Annotated in this window: 17 protein-coding genes; 5 read left to right on the top strand and 12 right to left on the bottom strand. The window is 63.0% G+C overall.

Annotated elements, in window-relative coordinates; genetic code table 11:
- Positions 1-11: 11 nt before the first annotated feature.
- From HX613_RS16090 to HX613_RS16055, 8 genes are all read right to left on the bottom strand, one after another.
- Positions 12-1655 (bottom strand): dipeptide ABC transporter ATP-binding protein, encoded by a 1644-nt coding sequence (locus HX613_RS16090; protein ID WP_235346240.1) that lies wholly within the window; start codon positions 1653-1655, stop codon positions 12-14.
- Positions 1648-2151, bottom strand: a complete 504-nt coding sequence (locus tag HX613_RS16085) for a GbsR/MarR family transcriptional regulator (RefSeq protein WP_235346239.1) — start codon at positions 2149-2151, stop codon at positions 1648-1650. Before HX613_RS16085 ends, HX613_RS16090 begins: the two co-directional genes overlap by 8 nt.
- Positions 2148-3560 (bottom strand): serine hydrolase domain-containing protein, encoded by a 1413-nt coding sequence (locus HX613_RS16080; protein ID WP_235346238.1) that lies wholly within the window; start codon positions 3558-3560, stop codon positions 2148-2150. The genes HX613_RS16085 and HX613_RS16080 overlap by 4 nt, the downstream gene beginning before the upstream one ends.
- Positions 3557-4450 carry an ABC transporter permease gene (locus HX613_RS16075; protein ID WP_235346237.1) on the bottom strand — a complete coding sequence of 298 codons (894 nt, stop codon included), beginning with the start codon at positions 4448-4450 and terminating at the stop codon, positions 3557-3559. The genes HX613_RS16080 and HX613_RS16075 overlap by 4 nt, the downstream gene beginning before the upstream one ends.
- The gene (locus HX613_RS16070) at positions 4443-5369 is read right to left on the bottom strand and encodes an ABC transporter permease (RefSeq protein WP_235346236.1); all 927 of its coding nucleotides are present in this window, start codon (positions 5367-5369) and stop codon (positions 4443-4445) included. The genes HX613_RS16075 and HX613_RS16070 overlap by 8 nt, the downstream gene beginning before the upstream one ends.
- Positions 5366-6748 carry a M14 family zinc carboxypeptidase gene (locus tag HX613_RS16065; RefSeq protein ID WP_235346235.1) on the bottom strand — a complete coding sequence of 461 codons (1383 nt, stop codon included), beginning with the start codon at positions 6746-6748 and terminating at the stop codon, positions 5366-5368. The genes HX613_RS16070 and HX613_RS16065 overlap by 4 nt, the downstream gene beginning before the upstream one ends.
- A gap of 71 nt (positions 6749-6819) precedes the next feature.
- Complete coding sequence (locus HX613_RS16060) at positions 6820-8394, bottom strand: peptide ABC transporter substrate-binding protein (RefSeq protein ID WP_235346234.1); 1575 nt, start codon at positions 8392-8394, stop codon at positions 6820-6822.
- Between the two features lie 361 nt (positions 8395-8755).
- Entirely contained in the window at positions 8756-10192 is a 1437-nt protein-coding gene (locus HX613_RS16055; protein WP_235346233.1) for a phytoene desaturase family protein, read from the bottom strand.
- A gap of 256 nt (positions 10193-10448) precedes the next feature.
- Between HX613_RS16055 and hutI the strand changes: the two genes are divergently transcribed.
- The 5 genes from hutI to HX613_RS16030 all read left to right on the top strand — a co-directional run bounded on the left by hutI (position 10449) and on the right by HX613_RS16030 (position 16891).
- Positions 10449-11735, top strand: a complete 1287-nt coding sequence (hutI, locus tag HX613_RS16050; protein WP_235346232.1) for an imidazolonepropionase — start codon at positions 10449-10451, stop codon at positions 11733-11735.
- 89 nt (positions 11736-11824) lie between these two features.
- Positions 11825-13534: a histidine ammonia-lyase gene (gene hutH, locus HX613_RS16045; protein ID WP_235346231.1), complete on the top strand. Its 1710-nt coding sequence runs from the start codon at positions 11825-11827 to the stop codon at positions 13532-13534.
- A gap of 1 nt (position 13535) precedes the next feature.
- A complete protein-coding gene (locus HX613_RS16040; RefSeq protein ID WP_235346230.1) occupies positions 13536-14762 on the top strand; it encodes an allantoate amidohydrolase in 1227 nt (408 codons plus the stop codon).
- A complete protein-coding gene (locus HX613_RS16035) occupies positions 14759-16111 on the top strand; it encodes a formimidoylglutamate deiminase (protein WP_235346229.1) in 1353 nt (450 codons plus the stop codon). The genes HX613_RS16040 and HX613_RS16035 overlap by 4 nt, the downstream gene beginning before the upstream one ends.
- A 3-nt stretch (positions 16112-16114) precedes the next feature.
- Positions 16115-16891: an IclR family transcriptional regulator gene (locus tag HX613_RS16030; protein WP_235346228.1), complete on the top strand. Its 777-nt coding sequence runs from the start codon at positions 16115-16117 to the stop codon at positions 16889-16891.
- A gap of 156 nt (positions 16892-17047) precedes the next feature.
- Here the strand turns inward: HX613_RS16030 and HX613_RS16025 are convergent, their stop codons facing one another.
- The 4 genes from HX613_RS16025 to HX613_RS16010 all read right to left on the bottom strand — a co-directional run bounded on the left by HX613_RS16025 (position 17048) and on the right by HX613_RS16010 (position 22331).
- Complete coding sequence (locus HX613_RS16025) at positions 17048-18226, bottom strand: Cmx/CmrA family chloramphenicol efflux MFS transporter (protein WP_235346227.1); 1179 nt, start codon at positions 18224-18226, stop codon at positions 17048-17050.
- Between the two features lie 514 nt (positions 18227-18740).
- Positions 18741-20423: a BCCT family transporter gene (locus tag HX613_RS16020; protein WP_235346226.1), complete on the bottom strand. Its 1683-nt coding sequence runs from the start codon at positions 20421-20423 to the stop codon at positions 18741-18743.
- Positions 20424-20637: 214 nt separating this feature from the next.
- Entirely contained in the window at positions 20638-20937 is a 300-nt protein-coding gene (locus HX613_RS16015; protein WP_235346225.1) for an AtuA-related protein, read from the bottom strand.
- The gene (locus tag HX613_RS16010; protein WP_235346224.1) at positions 20934-22331 is read right to left on the bottom strand and encodes an acyclic terpene utilization AtuA family protein; all 1398 of its coding nucleotides are present in this window, start codon (positions 22329-22331) and stop codon (positions 20934-20936) included. The genes HX613_RS16015 and HX613_RS16010 overlap by 4 nt, the downstream gene beginning before the upstream one ends.
- Positions 22332-22336 lie beyond the last annotated feature (5 nt).

Raw genomic sequence — 22336 nt, 5'->3', positions numbered from 1 at the left:
CTCCTGTCGTCTCAGCCGGCCAATCGGTCTTCGCGACGCCGTCGTTGTTCGCCTGGGTCGGGAAAAGGCACGGCACCTAGCAGGCGATGGGTGTAGGGGTGTTGCGGCGCGGAAAGGATCTGGCTTCGTTCGCCGTGTTCGATGCTGATCCCTTCTTTCATGACGATGACCTGGTCACACAGCGAATCCACGACTGCGAGATCGTGGCTGATGAAGAGGCATGCGAAGTGCAATTCGCGCTGCAGTCGTCGCAGCAGATCGAGTACGGTCGCCTGAACCGACACGTCAAGGGCCGAGGTGGGTTCGTCGGCGATAAGCAACGATGGATTGAGCGCCAAAGCACGGGCGATGGAGACTCGTTGGTTCTGTCCTCCCGACAACTCGTGGGGATATCGCGCCGACCAGTGAGCCGGCAATTCGACGGACTCGAGTAGTGTCGATACTCGCTTGGAAAGCTGAGCATTTGTCAGTTCCTCATGTACACGCATCGGTGCGGCAACGGCCTGGCCGATCGTGCGGCGCGGGTCCAATGCTCCAGACGGGTTCTGGAAGACGAATCCGATGTGGGATTTGAGGCCACGGATCTCTCGGCGGGACAGGGCGCTGATATCTCGCCCGCTGATGCTGATGCGGCCCCGTGAGACGGGCGCGAGGCCGATGATGCTCTTTCCGATAGATGATTTGCCTGAGCCCGATTCGCCGACGAGACCGAGCATCTCGCCCTCACGAATGCGAAAGGAAACGTCGTCAACTGATCGGATGCTGTGTCCTCGACGTCCTCGATACTCAACACTGAGGTTTTCGACCTCAAGCACGCTCTGCTTGTCTTCGAAATGGTGTTCTCGCTGGCCAGCTCCTAATCGCGGGACTGCGGCGAGCAGTGCCTGCGTGTATTCGGCATTCGGCGAGTCGAAGAGCTGTCTTGACGGGGCTGTCTCTTCGACTCGACCGTCGCGCATGACGACGACCCGGTCGGCGAAATCGGCCACGACACCCATGTCATGGGTGATCATCACGATTGCTGTTCCGAGTCTCTCCCGGAGGCGATGTAGCACATCGAGGATGTCTCGCTGAACTGTCACATCGAGCGCAGTCGTCGGTTCGTCTGCGATGAGCACCTCGGGGTCGCAGGCGAGTGCGATCGCTATCATCACGCGTTGGGCCTGACCCCCTGACAATTGGTGGGGATACGAAGCGAGCTTGACTTCCGGCTCGGGCATCTCCACCAGTCTCAAGAGTTCGAGAGCCCGCTGTGACCGTTCCTGTTTCGACATTTCACGTTTGTGATGTCGAAGCATTTCGGTGAGTTGGTAGCCAACGGTGAAGACCGGATCGAGTGCGCCGAACGGGTCTTGGAATATCATGGCGGCTCGTGTTCCCCGTACCGCAGCAAGACCCGAAGATCCCGCCTCGATCACGTCGACATCCCCGATGTGGATCTCGCCGGATACCTCCGCGTTGGGCGGAAGCAGGCCGAGAGCAGCCAGTGAAGTGACGCTCTTTCCTGACCCCGATTCGCCCACGATCGCGAGTGCTTCGCCTGCGGCCACGTCGAAGTCCACTCGGCGGACTGCCTCGATCAGTTGACCTCCGACGCGGAAACCGACGGAGAGGTCCCGGACGGAGAGCACGATCGTCGAATCGGTTTCAGTCATTGCCTTCTCTGTCACGGTAAGCCTCCCAGTCGTTGAGGATTTGGCGATGGTATCCCTCGAGCCAATCCATGTAGCGAGCCGCGTTCCGCAGTCGCTTTCGGGGCGATTCGGCTTCTTCGGGGAGCTCGCTGAGCCCGGTCTTGAACGCTGCCGACATGCGTCGGAGGTAAACTCGTTCGCCTGCGAGGAAGGCACCCCATGCATCGTCCTCGACTCGGAAGTAGTGTCGGCGGTCCCCGGAAACGGTGTGCCGTTTGATGAAGCCGACGGTCTGCAGCTCACGTGTGGCGGTGGAAACAGAGCCTGCACTGGCGCCCAGAGCCTGCACGATCTGCTCCGATGATAGGTACGGTTCATCGACGATGAGCATCAGGCCGAGCACTCGGCCGACCATGCGGCCAGCGTTCATTGCCGAAAATGCAGTTGCGAAATCGTCGATGAAGGCGCGTGACTCCTGCGAGAGCTCAAGAGGTGCCGAAGAGTGAGATTCAGTCATAGAGACATCTTTTCAAGGATCGGCTGGGGATTGCCCGTGTTGAGCGCATCCCTGTACTTATCGATGGGCCAATGAGTCATTCCACCGACGTGGACGGCAGCGATTGCACCGGTGCTATCTCGGTCGTAGCGAATGGTCTCACCTGTTGGGCCGAAACCTGGAATCCGTTCTGTGCGGATCGAGTCGTCGACGATCGATAGGGTCTGGTGAGCTTTCGCCGGGTCCGCTTGCCGTGGGTCGATCGCGAGGAGTCTGCCGCCGAATGGGACGATGTCGAGGACTCCCCACAAGCAGGCGAACCGACCGGAATACTCTGTGAGATCGCGGTCGGACTTCGGGCCCGTGTCATCGAGAGCAAGGTCTATGAGTGAGAAGAGTCCGGCTGCGAACGGATCTGCGTGACCATCGATCGCATTGGTGAGAACGCAGATAACGATTCCCTCGTATGGGTCGATCCATGTCCTCGTGATGTGACCGGGGTAGCCGCCGCTGTGACCAATGACTTCGCGATCGCCGAGGCTGCGAAGATCGAAGCCGAGGCCGTAGCGGCCGACGACTTCTCCGCGCACCTTCACTCGTGACTCCTCGCGCTGAGTGATCCGTTTGCTCTTGTCGCTGATCAGAGACACATCGCCGAAGGTGTGAGCGGCTCCGTACCGAGTGAGATCAGCAGCCGTCGAGTACCACCCGGTGGCGGCCGACATTGCGCGAGTGTCGATGTGTCCGATCCGCTGACGAGGTTCCGCAGCAGTGAGTCGCGCAGTATGGCCGGCAGCAAAGTCCTCGGCACGGTTTGCCGCATATTCCGGACCGAAGTCCTCAAGATGGAGTCGGTCGACGATCTCGGCCGTGACATAGTCGTTGTACGGTCGGCCCGATGCCGATTCGATGATGGCGCCGAGCAGCGAGTATCCGATATTTGAGTATTTGAAATGTTCATTGGCGGACAAGACTGCGCCTTCGGTCCGCAGGCAGTCGAGCAGCGCCGTGCGGTCGGGGAAATCATAGCCTCTCTGCCAGAAGTCGGACTCGGAACCGTCACGGATCACGCCCCCTTGATGACCGAGAAGTTCGCGGATGGTGACACTCCCAACGTCAGTCCCTTTGAGTTCGGGGATGTGAGCGGCTGCGGTGTCGTCGAGTCGCAGGCTTCCCGACTCGGCCAACTGCATGACCGAAGTCGCCGTCATGGTCTTCGAATGGGAGGCAATGCGAAACAGATGCCCCGTGGTCATCGGCACTCCGCTCACAGCGTCGGCGTCACCCCACGCGGTGTTGAGGACCAGTTCGCCGCCGACCCGCACAGCGGCCTGGAGGCCCGGAGCTCCGGTGTACTCCCCCCGAAACGCGAGCCAGGATTCGAGATATGGGGCAAGGGAGCGGATCGCATCTGCATGGTCGGCGGTCATTTCCGTCCTTTCGGGTCGAGGGCGTCGCGGAGGATGTCGCCCAGAGTGATGAGGCTGAGTACTGTCAGTGTGAGGAAGAGTCCTGGATACAACAGTAGGTGCGGCGCCGTTTGAAAATACGATTGCGCGGTCGCCAACTGTAGACCCCACGAAATTGACGGCGTTCGCAGACCGACCCCGAGGAATGTCAGCGTGGACTCGGCCACGATGACATTTCCGACCATGGTGGTCACGATCGCCAGCACCGGTCCGAGAGAGTTGGGAATGACGTGTTCTCGTAGAATCCGCCCATCCGTCATGCCGATCGCACTTGCCGCCTGCACGAACTCGCTTTCGCGGACGCTCCGTACGGAGCTGCGGACGAGGCGTGCGAGAGTCGGCCAAGTGAAGAGCGCGAGTACCAGCGCGACGATGATGGCAGATCGAGTTCCCACACTGTTCAGCACCACGATGGCGCCGAGCAGGAACGGGAAGCCGAGGAAGACATCGGTAAGTCGCGAGATGATGCGGTCGGCAATGCCGCCGTAGTACCCGGCACTCGTACCGAGAGCCAGAGCGACGATGGCGCACAGTCCGGTCGTGACGAAGCCGATGAGCAGAGAAGTCCGAGTGCCGAAGAAGACGTTCGCGAGAATGTCGCAGCCCTGGATATCGGTTCCGAACGGATGAGCCGTGCTCGGGGGCTTGGCGCTGAGCGCGAGTTCACACGCTCGAGGGTCCGAGGTGCTGAAGAGTCCGGCCAGTGTTCCGGGCATGATGGCGATGACTGCGAGCAGGCCCATTGCCACGGCGCAGATCCAGAACAAAGGTCGTGAGCGAAGGCTGGCCCAGACGCCACGATTCGCGCCTGCTCCGGTCTGCTCTCTCTGATCGACGAATTGTTCAGTCATGTCTGATCCTCGGATCGAGAGCGGAGTTGATGAGGTCGACGACAACGCTGATGACGAGGAAGATGACGATGAGCGCCGTACCGACACCGACCACAGTCGGCCCCTCGTGTGTGCGGATGCCGTCGAAGAGGAGTTGGCCGATTCCGGGAAGATTGAAGATGCCCTCGATGACGACGGTGCCGCCGAGGAGGAACCCGAGATCGATCGCCAGAAACGTGAGAACCGGGGCGACGGAGTTGCGCAGCACGTGAACGCCGACGATCGAGCTGTTCGGCATGCCTTTGGCGACAAGCGTGCGGACGAAATCGGAGCGCATCGTGTCGACGACGCTTCCGCGCATGAGCCGAGACACCGCTGCGAGTCCGAATACCGCGATGACGACGGCGGGCAACAGGTAGGCGGTCGGCCATCCGTCTGAGACTCCGGCTACCGGGAACCATCCGAGTTGGAGTCCGAAGAGCAGCTGGGCCGCAACCCCGAGCACGAAGACTGGAATGGAGGTCGCTATGATCGTTGCCGTGAGGATCGTGCGATCGATGGCGCCTCCAGAGCGCAGGCCGGCGATGAGCCCGAGTCCGACACCGATGATGATCTCGATCCCCCAGGCGGTCAGGGCGAGGGTGATTGTCACCGGCCATCGGGCCGCCATCCGTGATGACACCGACGCTCCGTCGAATGTCGTGCCGAGGTCCCCGGTGAAGAGACCACCGATGTAGCGCAGGTACTGCAGCCAGATGGGATCGTTGAGATTGTACTGGTCTCGCAATTGGGCGACGACGTTGTCCGGCAACGGGCGATTGCCGCCGAGAGCAGCAATGGGATCGCCCGGGAGCGAAAAGACCATGAGATAGATGAGGAACGTGACTCCGATGAAGACGATGGCGAGTTCAAGAATCCGCCTGGACGTGTAGCGGATCATTGGTCGTTCTCGTCGACTAGGAGTGCGGCGATTTCAAGTGTCGAAGCGAATTGCACTCCGACCAACTGTTCGATGGGCAACGTCGTCAGATCACCCACGGAATCGGCCTCGGCGAGCCACGATTCGTAAGTTCTCTCGAAGTCATTGCAGAGTCGACGGAGGCGCGGGTGTGCCGTTCCGGCGCATACCTCCGCGTTGAGGGCACGCAACAGCATTCCGCCGTAGCGCAGGCGAAAGCACCGCACGAGGTCGTCATTGGTGAAGACTTCGGCGACGGTCGCTTCCCGATGGCTCTCCGGCGCAGCGGCCCGGCGAGCTTCAGCATCTCCGGCCTCGCTCATCAGCGGCACGAAAGCGCTGGATGCACGAAGGAAGGGAGTGTCCTGATGAAGGTCCGGTGCCGCCGCATCGAAGATCCGTTGAAGTTCTTCGCCGAGACCACGCAGTCCTGCGGCCTTCTCTTCGAGCACGTCCGCGTAGGAGCGCCCGCTGGGCGCGATGTCTTGGGATTCGGGATGCGTCCAATACGGCAGCTCCGCCACAAAGGTGAGCGAGCCGTGGCGTGTGACGTAGTCAGCGGTGCTGCCGCCACTGATGATGGTGACCGGGTCGAGGCCCTGTTTTTCGAGGTCGTCGTACCGTTCGAGGCTCAGCGGAGCGTGGTAGACAGCCTCGCCGTAGGCGTGAGAGTCGGCAGACTCGGGTTCGCCAGCTTCAAGGGGGAGCCCGAAGTGTGCGGGAATAGCATGCAGAGAATCGACGGCGCCTGCAAGCTGCCGGTTGAGATAGTAGTAGACCCCGCCGAGCTCGGCGTTGTGGAGACCGACCAGGAGGATCGGCGACGTTTCATCGATCAATCTCATGAGCGCAAACGTCTCAGGGATGACCGCGTCGAAGTGGGCGCGTTTGTAGGTGAATGGGAAAGACCATTCGATCTGTTCATCCGGAGCGGGGCGGTAGAAGTGTCGGGCATAGTGGGTTCGTTGAGACGGATCTGAGAACCAGCCCTCATTGAGGCGCGTGCCATCAGGATCGATGCAGGGAACGATATGCCACGTGAGTCCCATTGCCGTTGAAGGATCGTCGACAAGGGAATCCGCCAATCGGGCGACGGTGTGAAACCCGATCGGCTCGTTCGGATGGACACCGCCGACGACGATGACGTGGCGTGGGCCGTCCCCGATGATGAACTCGTGTATGGCCTCTCCGAGCCGGGAAGTTCCGATGCGCCGCTTGTGGACCTCCGGTTCGCGTTCGGCCCGGTCATCGAAATCCGACAACAGTTCGTCGACCGTCGGAAACGTCGTGACCGGGTCGAACTTCTCGGCTCGTCCGAGGATGCTCGAGAGCCGAGATTTCGACGTTTTCTGAGTATGCATGCGTCCTGGTCTTTCGTCTTCTGGCGGTGGAAATCGGGCGTGTGTCCTTGCAGGCCACTCGGGGCACAGGCTCAATCGGCGAGCTTGACCTTCGTCAGTTGGGGATTGCCGACCGGAGACGTGGGGAGATCGGCGATCTTGTCCGAGGTGACATAGGAGTAGGTCTCGAAGAACAAGGGCGGCGCAGGGAAATCCTTGAGCAGAAGATCCTGGACATCCGCATATGCTTCCCCGGTGCCGTCGTCGTCCTTGTCTGCCTTGCGAATCGCCGAGGCGATATCCTCGGTGTACCAGGGAACACAGTTGGCACATCCGCCGTCCTTGATGAAGAGAGAGCGCAGCGTCGCCTGCTGGCTCGGATACAGCGCTCCCCACCGTGAGAAGAACGGGCCATCGACCTTCTCAGCGGTCCGGTTGTCGAGAAACTCTGCCCAATCGGCACTCGGACGAGCGGTGGCGTCGACTCCCAAATTCTGGCGGAGATTGTTCGCGATTGCGTTGTAGAGATCGTCGTAACCTCCGCCGCCCGGGTAATAGATCTCCATTGCACCATCGAAGCCGCCTGCCTCGTCGAGGAGCTTCTTCGCTGTCTCCGGATCGTACTTGCAGTAGTCACCACACAGTCCATCTGGAGTTCCTGGCTCGACCGCGGGTGTGAAGGCGTCCGCAGGAACGAACTGTCCACCATAGATGACGTCATTGATCGAATCGCGATCGATGGCCATGGAAATGGCCTGTCGCACTTTCACATCCTTGTAACGCGCGTCCCAGAGCGGGAGGCCGAGATAGGAGATTCCCGGCGCATCAAAGGTGTAAAGGCTGTCGCCGAAGTCGGCTTCTGACTGGGGAAGTCGGTTCGGTGGGACCGAGGCGATATCGAGGTTGCCGGCACGAACATCTGTGTACGCTGTGGCGAGATCTGTGTAGGGCTTGAAGGTGATGGAATCGACCGTCGGGGCATCGCCGGCGTAATCGTCATTGGCCGTGACTGTGAAGGGCTGGTTCTCGGCGTAGTCACCGTCCATTTCAAACGGACCGTTGCCGACAGGATGCTTGGTGTAGGCGTCAAAGTCCTTCATAGCGCTCTCCGGCATCGGGAACATTGCTGTTTGCGCCTGGCTCACCTGTAAGGGGAACTGACTATCGGCGTCCTTGAGCTCGACAGTGAAAGTCAGATCGTCGACGAAGTGGAGTCCGGACATCTTCTTCGTCGACGGTTCTCCCTTTTCGGGATTGAGGTCATCGAAACCAACGATGTTCGCCAGCTGCCCGGCATTCTCAAAGGCGTTCGGTCCATATGCCGCTGCGTTCCAAGAGTCGATATAGCTCTGCGCGGTCACTGGCGTCCCGTCGTGGAACGTCCACCCATCGCGAAGCGTGATTGTCCATGTGACTGAATCGTCGCTCTCGATCGACTTCGCTTGAATGTAGTCGATCTTTCCGTCCGATTCGACGAAGGTCAGAGGCGACCATAATGCGGCACTGAAATCGAAGGCCACAGACTGTCGTGCTGGGACCAGTGTTGTCGGATCGGTGACACCGACGCTGATCGAACGGTCGCCTTCATCGGAACCGCCACTCGAACACGCCGACAGCGTCAGAGTGATCACTAATGCGGCGATAGTGGAAAAGCGCAGTGTTCTCATCGAATCTCCTCATTGAAATGCGTGCAGCACCACTGTGCAATCGACGCTGCGCTCCGCAAATTGTTCACTTCGCGGCGATATCTATAGCCAACACCGCTTGGGGGAGGAAGGTCAATAGCGAATCATCAGAAAGTTCAGAAAATGCTAAACTTTCACGACAAGCGACCATCAGTGATGTGGGCGCTGCTAATCATGGTCAGATGTCGTATCGACGCCCGCTATGGCACCGACCTTCAGACACTCAAGCACGGGCCCGCTGCGCGACAGGGCCTCGCAGGAGGCTGGGAGCGGACTAGCTCGATTCACGGAAAACAGCCCAGCTTTGAAACTGGACTGTTTTGCCGATTGGGCTGAAACCAAGTCAGCCTTTCTGGTGAATCTCCTTCAGTGATTGCCGTGCGGCCAGATAGCCGCACATTCCGTGAGCGCCGGGCCCGGGAGGAACCGCCGCAGAACACAGGTAGATTCCGGGATGATCGTTGCCGGGCGGACTCAGTCGATACGGGTTGAGCCCCGGCACCGGACCGAAGACCAGCTGCAGAGGATCCTTCCGGCCGGTGAGGATGTCACCGCCGACGAAGTTCGAGTTGAGAGCCTCGATGGCGGCGGTTCCGCGCGGAGTCAGCGCGAGGATGCGATCACGGGTTCCGGGCGCGAAACGTTCGATCTGCGCGAGGATCGCCTCGGTGGCATCGCCGGTGAAACCCGCAGGCACATGCGCATAGCAGTCGATGGGCACGACGGAACCGCGTCCGCGAGTTGGATCAGCGAGGTGCTGCTGAGCGAGGAGGACGAATGGCCTCTCCGGCATCCGGCCTCGTGCGGTCTCACTTTCCGCGAACGCCGTCTCCTCATATGTTCCGGAGAGGTGAACCGTTCCGGCTCGGCGGGAGGGGTCGTAGGACCACGGGATCCCACCGTCCACGGCTAACGCGAGCTTGAACGCCGCCGGCCCGTTCTTCCACCGCTTCAGACCTCGCACCGCCCGCCTGGGCAGGGAGGCGCCCGCGATGCGAGCAGCCTCGGCGGGGCCGGTGTTGAGCATGAGCACATCGACGGCCGCGAGCTCCCGCGCATCGTCGATCCGGTGTCCGGTCTCCACCCGTCCGCCCAAGGTCAGGAGGAGGGACTCCATCGCCGAGGTGATCCGACCGGAGCCGCCGACCGCCACCGGCCAGCCGTAGTAGTGCGCAGCGGAGGCCAAGGACGTTCCGATCGCGGCCGAGAGCGGAACGTCGAAAGGGCCGAAAGTGTGAGCCGCGACCCCAGACCACAGGGCACGGGCCTCGTCGGTGCGAAAGTATTTGGCGACTGCCGCAGCCGGCAGCGCCGCGCGCATCCCGAGAGTGGCGAGGTGGATGGGGTGCCGGGGCACATGGACGAGAGATTGCAGGAACTCATCGGCAATCGTCGGCATCCGTGAGGCCACGGGGGAGAAGAACCGCCGGTACTGTTCGGCATCTGAACCCAGCGTCCGTGAGGTCTCGACCACGGAGCGAACAGCGTGGGCTCCACGACCGTCATCGAGTGGATGTGAGAACTCAACATCCGTGTAGGCCCATTCCAGTCCGTGCTGGGCCAGGTCGAATTTCCGGGCGAACTGAGATGCCAGCCCGAATGCATGATGGCTCGAACACTCGTCATGGATCAGTCCCGGAAGAGTGAGATCTGAGCTGCGAGCCCCGCCTCCCACCCTGTCCTCGGCCTCGTACACCGTGACCGAGACGCCTGCGGCGGCCAAGGAGATGGCTGCCGCCAGGCCGTTCGGCCCACTGCCGACCACAGCAGCAGTCTTCATTCTCAGGCTCCTCGTCTGGTCACGCTGATGCAGTCGGCGACCTTCAGAGTTCCACGTTCCACGATTCCCACGACGGCGTCAATGACCCTATCGTGCTGGCTTGCCTTGTGGATCGGCTGAGTGAACAGCGGCGACAGTGAGCGCCTGCTCACCTTGTGTCCGAAATATCGGACGAATTTCACTGATCCCGGTTCAGAGTCGCACTCGAGCGGTCCATACTGAGGAGGAATCATTCTCAACCGCTAAGGACCTTGTCGTGCAGCTCTTCACCGGGATCAGCGAATTGGTCGTCAACGACCTCGACCATGTGGGCGAGCTCGGCGTCATCGAAGACGCGGCTCTCCTCATCGACGATGGTCGCGTCGTCTGGTCAGGACCGTCCGCTCAGGCGGACACCGAACTCCGGGACCACCTTGGCGAGGCTCGATCTGAGACCTCGACCGGCACCGTCCTCAAAGATGATGACATCGCCAACGGTGAAGTCACCTCGGCGATCGCCGGCGTCGAAGTCGAGACCATCGACCTGGGCGGCAAGGCCGTCATCCCGGGCTTCGTCGACAGCCACAACCACCTCATCTTCGCCGGCGACCGATCGGCGGAGTTCGCCGCGCGCATGGCGGGGGAGAAGTACTCGGCCGGTGGCATCGCCACGACCGTTGCGGCCACTCGGGCCGCCAGCGACGAGGAGCTCGAGGCCAACCTCGTCCACCTCATGAGTCAGGCCACCCGGCAGGGCACGACGACCTTCGAGGTCAAGTCCGGCTACGGTCTGACCGTCAAGGACGAACTGCGCGCGCTGGAGATCATCAACCGCCACACCGAGGAATCCACGCTCATCGCCGCCCACGTGGTGCCGCCGGAGTTCAAGGAGAACCCGGAAGCCTACGTCGACCTCGTCATCGATGAGATCATCCCGGCCGCGACCGGCCAGGCCAAGTGGATCGACGTGTTCTGCGAAAAGGGCGCCTTCACCGAAGACCAGACGCGTCGCATCATCGAAGCAGGCAAGGCCGCGGGCATGAAACCGCGCCTGCACGCCAACCAGCTCACCGACGGGGGAGCGCTCCGACTCGGCGCCGAACTCGGCTGCGTGTCCGTCGACCATGCGACATTCGCCTCCGATGAGGACCTCGCAGTCCTCGCCGAGGCGGGCACCGTCGTCACGCTGCTGCCGAGCATCGAATTCTCCACCCGCCAGCCCTACCCAGACGCCCGCCGCTACGTAGAGGCGGGAGTCAGCCTGGCGATCGCCACGGACTGCAACCCGGGGTCGGGATTCTCCAACAGCATCCCCTTCACGATCGCCATCGGGGTTCGCGATATGCACTTCACCGTCGAACAGGCAGTCTGGGCCGTCACCGCCGGCGGCGCCAACGCCCTGCAGCGCACCGATGTCGGCCACCTCGGCGCCGGAGCTCAGGCCGACCTCGCCATCCTCGACGCACCCAGCTACCGGCACCTGGCCTACCGGCCCGGCGTCCAACTCGTCGAACGCGTCTACCGCGGCGGCGAACTCGTCGCCGACAACAGACCCCGGGTCTGAACTTCTGAGGGCCGGTTCCGGCACTCCCGCGTCTTCACCGTCTGATGACACCACATGAACGTATAACTCACTCAACCGAAAGGTCCCAGATGTCAGTCTTCATCGATCTCGATCCCGATACCCTCACATTCGCCCAGGTGGTCGACGTCGCCCGCCACGATGCGAAGGTGGCCCTGAGCGAGACCACCCTGGCCCGCGTGAACAAATACCGCGAAGCCATCGACGCGCTCGCCCAGGCTGAGAAGCCCGTCTACGGAGTCTCCACCGGCTTCGGGGCACTGGCCCAGCGCCACATCCCCGCCGAACTGCGCACCCAGCTGCAGAAATCACTCATCCGCTCCCACGCGGCAGGCGTCGGCGAACCCGTCGAACGCGAGGTCGTGCGCGCACTCATGCTCCTGCGTGCCCGCACCCTGGCCACCGGCCGAGCAGGGGTGCGCGCCGAGGTGCTCCAGACCTACGTCGACCTCCTCAACGCCGGCATCACACCGGTCGTCCACGAATACGGATCGCTGGGCTGCTCCGGTGACCTCGCGCCGCTCTCGGCCTGTGCCCTCGTCGTCATGGGTGAAGGCGTGGCCGCCGGACCAGACGGAGTTGCCGGCCCCGCCGACGAAGTGCTGGCCGCGGCTGGAATCGCTCCGGTCACCCTGGCAGAGAAGGAAGGCCTGGCGCTGGTCAACGGCACCGACGGCATGCTCGGCATGCTCATCATGGCCCTGACCGACCTGGAGAACCTGCTCACCGCCGTCGACGTCTCCGCGGCCATGAGCATCGAGGGACTCTTCGGCACAGACGCCGTCTTCGCCCCCGAACTCCACTACGCCCTGCGCCCCCACGACGGCCAGTCCGCGGCCGCCGCGAACATGCTGACCTCGTTGAAGGACTCGGGCATCACCGCCAGCCACCGCGACTCGACCCACCTGGTCCAGGACGCCTACTCGATGCGCTGCGCCCCGCAGGTCAACGGCGCCGCCCGTGATGCCGTCGCCTTTGCCACGCAGGTCGCCGAGCGTGAACTGCGTGCGGCCATCGACAATCCCGTCGTGCTCACCAACGGCATGGTCTCCTCCAACGGCAACTTCCACGGCGCGCCCCTGGCCCACGCCCTGGACTTCCTCGCCATCGTCGCCGCCGATGTCGCCTCGATGTCCGAACGCCGCACCGACCGGATGATGGACGTGACCCGCAACCAGGATCTGACCCCGTTCCTCGCCGACGACGCCGGCGTCGACTCGGGTCTGATGATCGCCCACTACACCCAGGCCGCGATGGTCTCCGAGGCCAAGCGCAACGCCAGCCCCGCCTCGGTGGACTCGATCCCGTCCTCGGCCATGCAGGAAGATCACGTATCGATGGGCTGGTCGGCCGCCCGCAAGCTGCGCAAGGTCGTCGACAACCTCGCAAGCGTCGTCGGCATCGAGTTCTACGCCGCCTCGCGGGCCTGCGATATGCGTGAAGCCGCACCGGCACCGGTCACCGGCGCCGTGATCTCCGCGATCCGCGAAACCGTTCCCGGTCCCGGCCCGGACCGCTTCCTGTCCCCGGAGCTGGCCGAGACGATCGCCAAGGTCAAGGACGGCTCCCTGGTGGCCGCTGCCGAGTCGGTCTCACCGCTGCAGCACACCGTCACCTCAGCCGCCGGAACCTGGCTGCCCGAAGGCGGATCACCGGCGGTCAACGACCCCGAGTTCACCGCCCTGGGCAACCTCGATGCCGCCGCCGAAGCCTCCGGCACCGATGCGGCGACGACGCATCGGGATGCTTCCGGCGTCAACAGTTCGGGCGAGGCGAACTGAGATGAGCGACGTGGTCTCCCTCCTGGCCCAGATCGAGGACACCGGCCGTGACACTCGTGGTCCCGGCTACCAGCGGGCAGGGTTCTCGAACACCGAACGCGAACTCCGTGACTGGTTCCTCGCCGAGGCGGCCCGCCGTGGCCTCGACACCGAGATCGATGACAACGGCATCACCTGGGCGTGGGCGACCGCGCCCGGTGACGATGCCGTCGTCACCGGCTCTCACCTCGACTCCGTCCCCGGCGGCGGTGCCTTCGACGGCCCCCTCGGCGTCGCCTCGGCGCTGGCGGCCTTCGACGAACTCAAGGCATCAGGAGCACTCGAGCGTGCCCAGCGGCCGCTCGCGCTCGCAGTCTTCCCCGAGGAGGAGGGTTCACGCTTCGGAGTCGCCTGCCTCGGATCGCGCCTCATCACCGGCGCTATCGAGGCCGACCGGGCACTGGGTCTCACCGACGCCAATGGTGACACCTTCGCCGACGTTGCCCGCGGATACGGGCTCGACCCGAACCGCATCGGCACCGACGAAGCTCGGCTGGAGAAGGTCGGATCCTTCATCGAGCTCCATGTCGAGCAGGGCATCGGTCTCATCAACACCGACCAGGCAGTGGCGATCGGCTCCTCGATCATCGGCCACGGCCGCTGGCACTTCGCGTTCTCCGGCCAGGGCAATCACGCCGGCACCACCCCGATGAGCCACCGCGCGGACCCAGTCGTCGCGGGCAGTCGCGTCATCGGAGATATCCCGGTCCTCGCTGCCGGCCACGACCAAGCCGTGGCCACGGTCGGCCGTACCCTCATCCACCCGGGCGGGACGAACGTCATCGCCTCGGGCATGAGCTTCTGGCTCGACATCCGTCACGCCGATGACGCTGTCGTCAAGCAGGTGCTCGAGTCGATCTCGAAGCGCGCGCAGGACCACGCCGGTGACACCGGGGTTCAGGTGAGCATCTCGCAGGAGTCCTATTCACCGACGACCTACTTCACGAAAGAGCTCAACGATCGGCTGATCTCTCTGCTGCCGAACGCACCGCTGCTGCCTTCGGGTGCCGGACACGATGCGGGCATCCTCGCCCCGCACGTGCCCTCGGCGATGCTCTACGTGCGCAACCCGACCGGCGTCTCGCATGCTCCTGAGGAAGCCTGCGAGGTCGATGACCAGCGGGCAGGTGTCTCCGCCCTGGTCAAGGTCCTCGAAGGGGAGCTTGGAATCGTGGGGGTCGCATCATGAGCACGCGTTTCTGGTGCGAAACCGCCTGGGTCGACGGAGAGGTCGCCACCGGCGTCCTGCTTACTGCCGATGAGACAGGCACCCTGACCTCAGTCGAGACCGGAATCGACACCCCACCCACCATCGCCGAGGTGGTTCCCGGCTTCACTCTGCCCGGTGGGGTCAACGCCCACTCCCATGCCTTCCACCGCATCCTGCGCGGCCGCACCCACGGTGACGGCGGCACCTTCTGGACCTGGCGTAAGGTCATGTACTCCGTGGCCGCGAAGCTGAGTCCGGAGAACTACGAAACCGTGGCTCGTGCGGTCTTCGCGGAGATGCTCGCCGGCGGCTACACCTCGGTGGGTGAATTCCACTACGTCCACCACGCACCCGACGGGACGCCGTATGAGAGCACTCATGCGATGGAACGGGCGCTGGCACGAGCAGCTGCCTCGGCGGGATTGCGGATCCGACTCCTCGACACCTGCTACCTCACCGGCGGCATCGACACCGAGCTCTCGGAAGAGCAAGCTCGCTTCGGTGACGGCACCATCGACGGATACATGGACCGCCACGCGGCTCTATCCGAGTCTTTCGCCACCGAGTTCCCGGTCAATGCCCCTGGTGAGAGCTTCGTACGCGTGGGATCGGCCATCCACTCGATCCGCGCGGTCCCGGCAGCCAATCTGCCCAGATTCGCCGAACTTGAGGGACCCGTTCACGTGCACCTGTCCGAACAGCCGGCAGAGAACGAAGCCTGCCAAGCCGCCTACGGCACGACACCCACGCAGGTCCTCGACCGCTCCGGTGTCGTCGCGTCGAATCTTTCGGCTGTCCATGCCACCCACCTCAGCGATGAGGACATCGCGACCCTGGGAGGGGCCGAGGCCAACATCGTCATGTGCCCATGCACGGAAGCCGACCTGGCCGACGGCATCGGCCCGGCCCGCGAACTCGCCGATGCCGGTGCCACGATCTCGATCGGCTCTGATCAGCACGTCGTCCTCGACGCCCTGCGCGAGACCCAGGGCATGGAAGCCGGGGAACGACTGCGCTCAGGCCAGCGAGGCCGTTTCTCACCGGCCGAGCTCATCACCTCGCTGACGACGGGCGGGGCACGCAGCCTCGATCTGCCGGTCGGAGAACTGGCCGTGGGCAAGGCGTGCGACTTCATTGCAGTGAGAACCGACAGCATGCGCACCTTCGGTTCGGTGGGAGAGCAGATCATTCTCTCGGCCACCTCGGCGGATGTGACTATGACTGTCAGCGGTGCCCAAGTCCGGGTCCGCGACGGTGTGCACACCGAACTCGGCGAAATCTCGGACCTCTACCGGGCTGCGTTCTTCGCCCTTGGAATGGAGGACTGAACCGTGGCTGAGGTTCCGACACTGCGGCGCTCGATCGCGATTCTTCGGCATCTTGCCTCATCGAATCGTCCGATCTCCGCCGGTGCACTGGTGCGGGCGCTGGAGATCCCACGCTCGAGTGCCTACGAACTGCTCACCGTGCTCGAGGAGCTGGGACTCGTCGTTCGCACTGAAACGGGATATGTCCTGGGGGCTGGAGTGCACGAGCTGGGCAGCTCCTACCTGCGCACAAATCCTCTGCAGCGCCTGGCACAGCCCATCGTTCGGCAGCTGGCCGACGATACCGCTGCTACAGCTCAGCTTGCCGTCATCCGCGGTTGGGAGACCGTGTACGTTCTCAAGGAGCAGTCGCTGAAATCGGTCGCGGTGATCACTGCGACCGGTGTGCGCATGCCCAGCTACCTGACGGCGACCGGGCGGGCGATACTCGCGCACCTGCCCAAGTCAGAGGTACTGGCGATGTTCCAATCCGAGTCCGGATTCGTCACCCGCACCGGCCAGGGACCCACCACGGTCAAGGCGCTCAACGCGATCCTGGCACAGGATCGGCGAGCCGGGTGGGCGATCGAACACGGCGAGGTCACCCCCGGGATTTCGACGATCGCCGCTCCCGTTTACGATGTCCTCTCCCGTCCGATCGCAGCCATTGGGCTCTCTCTTGGCGGTGATGCGCTGGGCTCAGGAGCCTCCGGTGACGCGCTGGACGAGGACGCCGACACCGAGCCGCTCGTGGACAAGGTCCTCGCCGCTGCCGCCGAGGTGACCTCTAAGCTGAGGTGAGCGTCCTCAGCCAGAACAACAAAGCGGACCACTTGTCGTCGAGGGAGCAGGTTGTAGCGTCTCCCGTCGAAGCTAAGTGGTCCGCTCGATGAAGCGTGGAGTCAGGCAGGGATGATCGGAGACGGGGACGAAGTGTGACAAGCGCATTCGGATGAATCACCGGTTGGCCTCCGGACCGGTCTTCATGAGCGTGCACCGTAAGAGGAGCATGATGATGAGAGATACTGCAGTAAGCGCCGAGGCGACATATGCCGGCGCAAGCAGACCCAGGCCGGTGGACAGTCCGAATGCACCAAGCACCGGCCCAGCGGCAGCTCCGATGTTCAATGCTGCGGTTGCATACGAACCGCCCATGGTCGGCGCACCCGACGCTGCATACAGCACACGAGTGATCAATGTGCTGCCCACGCCGAACGACAGGAAGCCCTGAACTAAGACGAGAACGATGAGAGCAACAGGGTTCGACGCTGTCGCGGCCAGTAAGATCCAGCCTGCCAGCAGCAGTGGTCCACCGACCGCGAGCACTGTGCCTGGTCGTTGATCTGATAGTCGTCCAGCGATCGTGACGCCGAAGAACGAACCGCTGCCGAACATCACCAGGGCGAGTGGCACCCAGAATTCGTCCAGCCTCGCGGTCTCAGTCACGACCGGCGCGAGGAAGGTGAATACCGCAAAGGTCCCTCCGTTGATCAGCGCGCCAAGTGCCATGGTCAGGACGAGCCGCGGCGTCGCCAACTGGCCGAGTTCCGTAAGGAGACTTGGCGAGGATGCGGTGGATGCAGTCTGAGCTGCAGTATTCGCGATGCCTCGTATGATTCCGAAGATCGCGGGAAGACAGAGCAAGGCGATCGCCCAGAACGTGGCTCGCCAGCCCAATGCTGTGCCGAGTAGCGCCCCACCAGGGACACCTGCGACGGTTGCGATCGTAGTGCCGGCAAGCAGGATCGACAATGCACGCCCCTTCTGGTTCTCCGGCACGAGGATAGTGGCCGTGCTCAGAGCTACGGCGAGGAACCCGGCGTTTGCAAGAGCGCTGAGTATCCGGGTGATGAGGAGGAGGGAGAAGGCGGATGTCATCGCTCCGATGACGTGGCTTCCTGCGAACACGATTAGGCAGACGACCAATGTGTGCCGCGGTGGCCAACGGCGACCGAATGCCGCCATCACTGGCGCGCCTATGACCATGCCGACCGCGAATGCGGAGGTCAGCAGCCCCGCCGTGCCGACCGATATTTCAAGTTCGGTTGCGATCGCGGGGAGGAGTCCCGCGAGCATGAATTCTGAAGTGCCCATGACGAAGACCGCCAGGGCAAGCATGTAGAGAGCAAAAGGCATCGAGTACTCCGAGGTGAGAGATCAAAAAATGGATCTTCTTGCCACCGCGGTCAGCGCCCCGCTTGCGCCAGACATACACCCACGCAGATTGTGGGTGTCGAAACTAGTGGTTCAAGGGGCTGACGGTGTGACCGACAGCCCTGACTTGTCTGATTCGGGACTCGACATGTCCCAGACTCTACCCGAGCTCAATGGTGAGCGGTTAGGACAGATCGGTCCTCAGCCGGCTTTACGTCATTGCGAACGAGGTCAGCGCGGAGGCGCGCGACAAACCAGTCAGAGCTTATGCTGATCCGCTCTAATTCTTATGACTTAGAAGTGTTTCTCATAAAAATGACGTCAGCGCTTTATGAGTTCTGCGGCCGACCGGTGACCGCCGAGATAACCTCTGAACGTCGGTGACCGTCCTCAGCCAGAACAATCGAGCGGACCACTTGGCGTCGAGGGAGCAGATTATAGTGTCTCCCGTCGAAGCTTGGTGGTCCGCTCGGTGAAGCCTGGGTCAGAGTGAGTCTCAGAGCCCGAGGACGCGCTTTTCGCGGGCGACTTCCTCAACGATCTGATGGTCGCTGCGCAGCTCCTTGATCAGAGCGATGCCGAGAACGATGACGATGACGGTGAATGGCACCGCAGAGAGCATCGCCGCCTGCTGCAGAGCCTGGAGTCCGCCGAGGAGGAGCAGCACGATCGCGCACGCGCCGGTGAGGAATCCCCAGGTGGCGATGACCGGTCGGTGCGGCTCGAACGAGCCTCGCGAGGACAGCGAACTGAGCACGAAGGTGTTCGAGTCAGCAGAGGAGACGAAGAACAGGATCACCATGATGACGGTGAAGATCGAGGCCAGAAGCGTGAGCGGCAGTTCTTCGAGCAGACTGAAGAATGCGGTGTCGAGATTGGCCGTAGTCGCCTCGCCGATCTTCGCTCCGCCCATGTCGAGCTTGATCGCAGACCCGCCCATGATGGTGAACCAGAGGAAGAACACGGCGCTCGGAACGAGCAGCACGCCGGCGACGAACTGGCGGATCGTGCGGCCCTTGGAGATCTTGGCCAGGAAGATTCCGACGAAGGCGCTCCACGACAGCCACCAGGCCATCATGAAGTAGGTCCAGCCCAGCATCCATTCGCTGTCTGCAGCGCTCGAAGGCGTCATGAAGCTCAACTGCAGGAAGTCGCCGGCGAAGGAACCGACCGAGCGCACGAACAGATTGGCGACGAAGCCGCTGGGCCCGGTGATGAAGACGAACAGTCCGAGGACGGTCGCCATAGACAGGGTGATCTGGGAGACGTATTTGATGCCGCGGCCGACGCCGGAGAGAGCCGAGCCGGTGAAGAGCAGCGTCAGCACGCCGATGACGACGACCTGCAGAGTCAGGGTGGCGTCGACGCCGAACACGACTTTGAGGCCCTCACCGATCTGAGAGGCGCCGAGGCCCAGCGAGGTTGTCGTCCCGAAGAGAGTGGCGATGATGGTGAGGATGTCGATGAACTTGCCGACCCACCCGTCGACGAACCGTCCGAGCACTGGGCGCAGCATCGTCGAGACGAGAGCCGGGCGACCTTTCCGATGTGTGGAATAGCCGATGGCCAGGCCGAAGACTCCGAAGATGGCCCAAGCCTGGAAGCCCCAGTCGAGATAGGAGAACTGCATGGCGCGGACCGCGGCGTCCATGGTCTCCGGCTCTGCCAAGCCATGTGGCGGGACCATGAAGTGTGACATCGGCTCGGCCACACCGTAGCTGACAAGGCCGATGCCCATGACCGCTGCCAAGACCATCGCCAGCCAGGCGAAGGTGCTGTATTCCGGCCTCGAATCCGCGGACCCGAGACGAAGACGGCCGAATCTGCTGGCCGCAAACCACACGAGCATGACGATCGCGGCGAACGGTACGACGAGATAGATCCAGCCGAAGCCCGATGAGACTGCGGTCATCGCAGTGGTCATGATGTCGCCCAGGCTCTCCGGTGAGATCGCAGCCCAGAGCACGAAGGCGATGACGAAGGCCACCGACCAGTAGAAGACGCTGCCGATGGGGCTTCGCCGAGCGGAGTCGCCATCCTGTGATTCTGCCTGCGCGGCTGCCGCGTCCGCGGCAATCTTTTCGGGTGCAGTGGTGCTCGCCGCGGGGTCAGGCTCCGAGTCGGCTTCAGGCCCGGGGTCAGGCTCCGGTTCAGGTACGTGGTTGTCCAGCATTGTCATCGTGGTCTCCAAGCTCGAGCCAGCCTCGGCGGCGGGCAGGAGTCTTCATCAGGGGGCGGTGGGGGTAGTGCGCAATGGCAAGAAACAGGCTCCGCGAACTGGGATGTTCGTGGAGCCTTGTAGGTGACGAGTGTATTCGCTTTAGTGTGGAATGTCCGCCTCGTTTCGGCACCCTGGCGAAGAGTGTGAGGTATCTCGCTAGGACTCCAGGGAGTCAGATTTCGAGCGTGAGCAGGTGGTAGCTCATGGTCTTTCCGTGTCCGTCCAGGTTGGGAGAACCGGTGACTCCGCCGCCGAGCAGTCCGGAGAGTTCGAAGCTGAAGGAGTGCAGAGTCGGCAGCACACTGCGCGTGACGGCCTGTGTGTTGAGGCCGAAGTGGGCGGCCACGCGTTCGACGCTGAGCTCCTGGTCAAGCAGGTCATAGGCCGCCTGGTCGTGGGCGATCACTGCGAGGATGAGGGTATCGCCCTTATCGCCGGTGCGCACCGACGCGAGTTCGTCGATCTTGGTCATGTGAGGCCTCCTTTTCGCCTGGCGGCGGAGCTCTGATCTGCGGGGTCGTTGTTCGCGGGTTCATCCGCTGAGCCGTCAACGAACTCGACGCTGACCGCTTCTTCGATGGTGCTCCGATCCACACTGCATGACTTCACCGCGACGACGCTGTGTACGGACTTCCGGGCACCCCCACCGCCGGCCGGGCCATTGGTGTAGAGCGCCTCGACCTCATCACCGATGATCGAAGCCTCCTGCCGGGTCGCTGCGCTTCCGACGATGCGCAGACGTACCTCGGCGGGATCATCGACCTGTGCCAGACCGCGGAAAGCTGCGGCCATCCCGATGTATTCGACGAACACCGACCCGGGATCGACATCGTAGAGCTCATCGAGGCGTTCGAGAACGATGGCCGCCGCCAGTTCGGCACGTTCCTTCGACCGGAGGCCGGAGTAGCTGAGCTGTCCTTCGCCCTGCCACCCGGAGTCGTAGCCGAGAGTGACCTTGAGGTTGCTGGGCCGGGGCGTTCCCGTCCCTCCGCTCACACGGACACGATCGACGCCTGTCTCCTCGAAGGTCACGTGGGAGAAGTCCGCGATGACATCGGGCGTGATGTAGGCACTGGGGTCAGCGACTTCGTAGAGGAGCTGTTCGGTGCAGGTACGTGTTGTGACCTCGCCTCCCGAGCCCTCGAGTTTACTCAGTACGGCCCGCGCATCTGCGTCGACATCGGCGAAGGGGAACCCGAGACGGGCGAGGCCGGCAACGGGCTTCGTCACTGGGTCAGCGAAATAGCCGCCGGTCACCTGACCAGCGCATTCGAGCAGATGCCCGATGACCGTGGCACGGCCGATGAGATCAGCATCGCTGTGGTCCCAATCGAAGCAGTGCGCCAGAGCACCGACGTAGAGCGAGGGGTCTGCGACGCGTCCGGTGATGACGATGCGTGCACCGGAGTCCAGGGCTCGCCGAATAGGCTCGGCCCCCAGATAGGCATTGGCCGAAATCAGTTCACCGTCGGCGGTGGATGCCGGGTGCCCGGTCTCCCATGTCAGCGGATCCTCGTCGTTGACGATGGACAGGACGTCGTCCCCGGTGACGTAGGCAACGGGCAGGTCGATGTCCAACTCTCGAACCGCCTCGGCGACGGCATGGGCAGCAGCCCGCGGATTCGCGGCACCGCCATTGGTCACGATACGGGTGCCGTTGGCGGCGCAGTGACCGGCGACTGACCGGATGCGTTCGACCAGGGTGGGGTCGAAACCGGTATCTGCAGTCTCCCACTCACGCCGCTGGGCCGCGGCCACCGTCCTCTCTCCGAGGAGTTCGAAGACGAGGAAATCGAGCTTGCCATGCTCGGCCAAGGCGATCGCGGGATCGAGCCGGTCACCGGCGAAACCCGCCCCGGCACCCACGCGTA

It is taken from the genome of Brevibacterium sp. UCMA 11754 (genome assembly GCF_021532275.1).
Lineage (GTDB): Bacteria > Actinomycetota > Actinomycetes > Actinomycetales > Brevibacteriaceae > Brevibacterium.
Note: the sequence above shows the minus strand (reverse complement) of the source record. Positions and strands in the feature narration are given on the sequence as shown.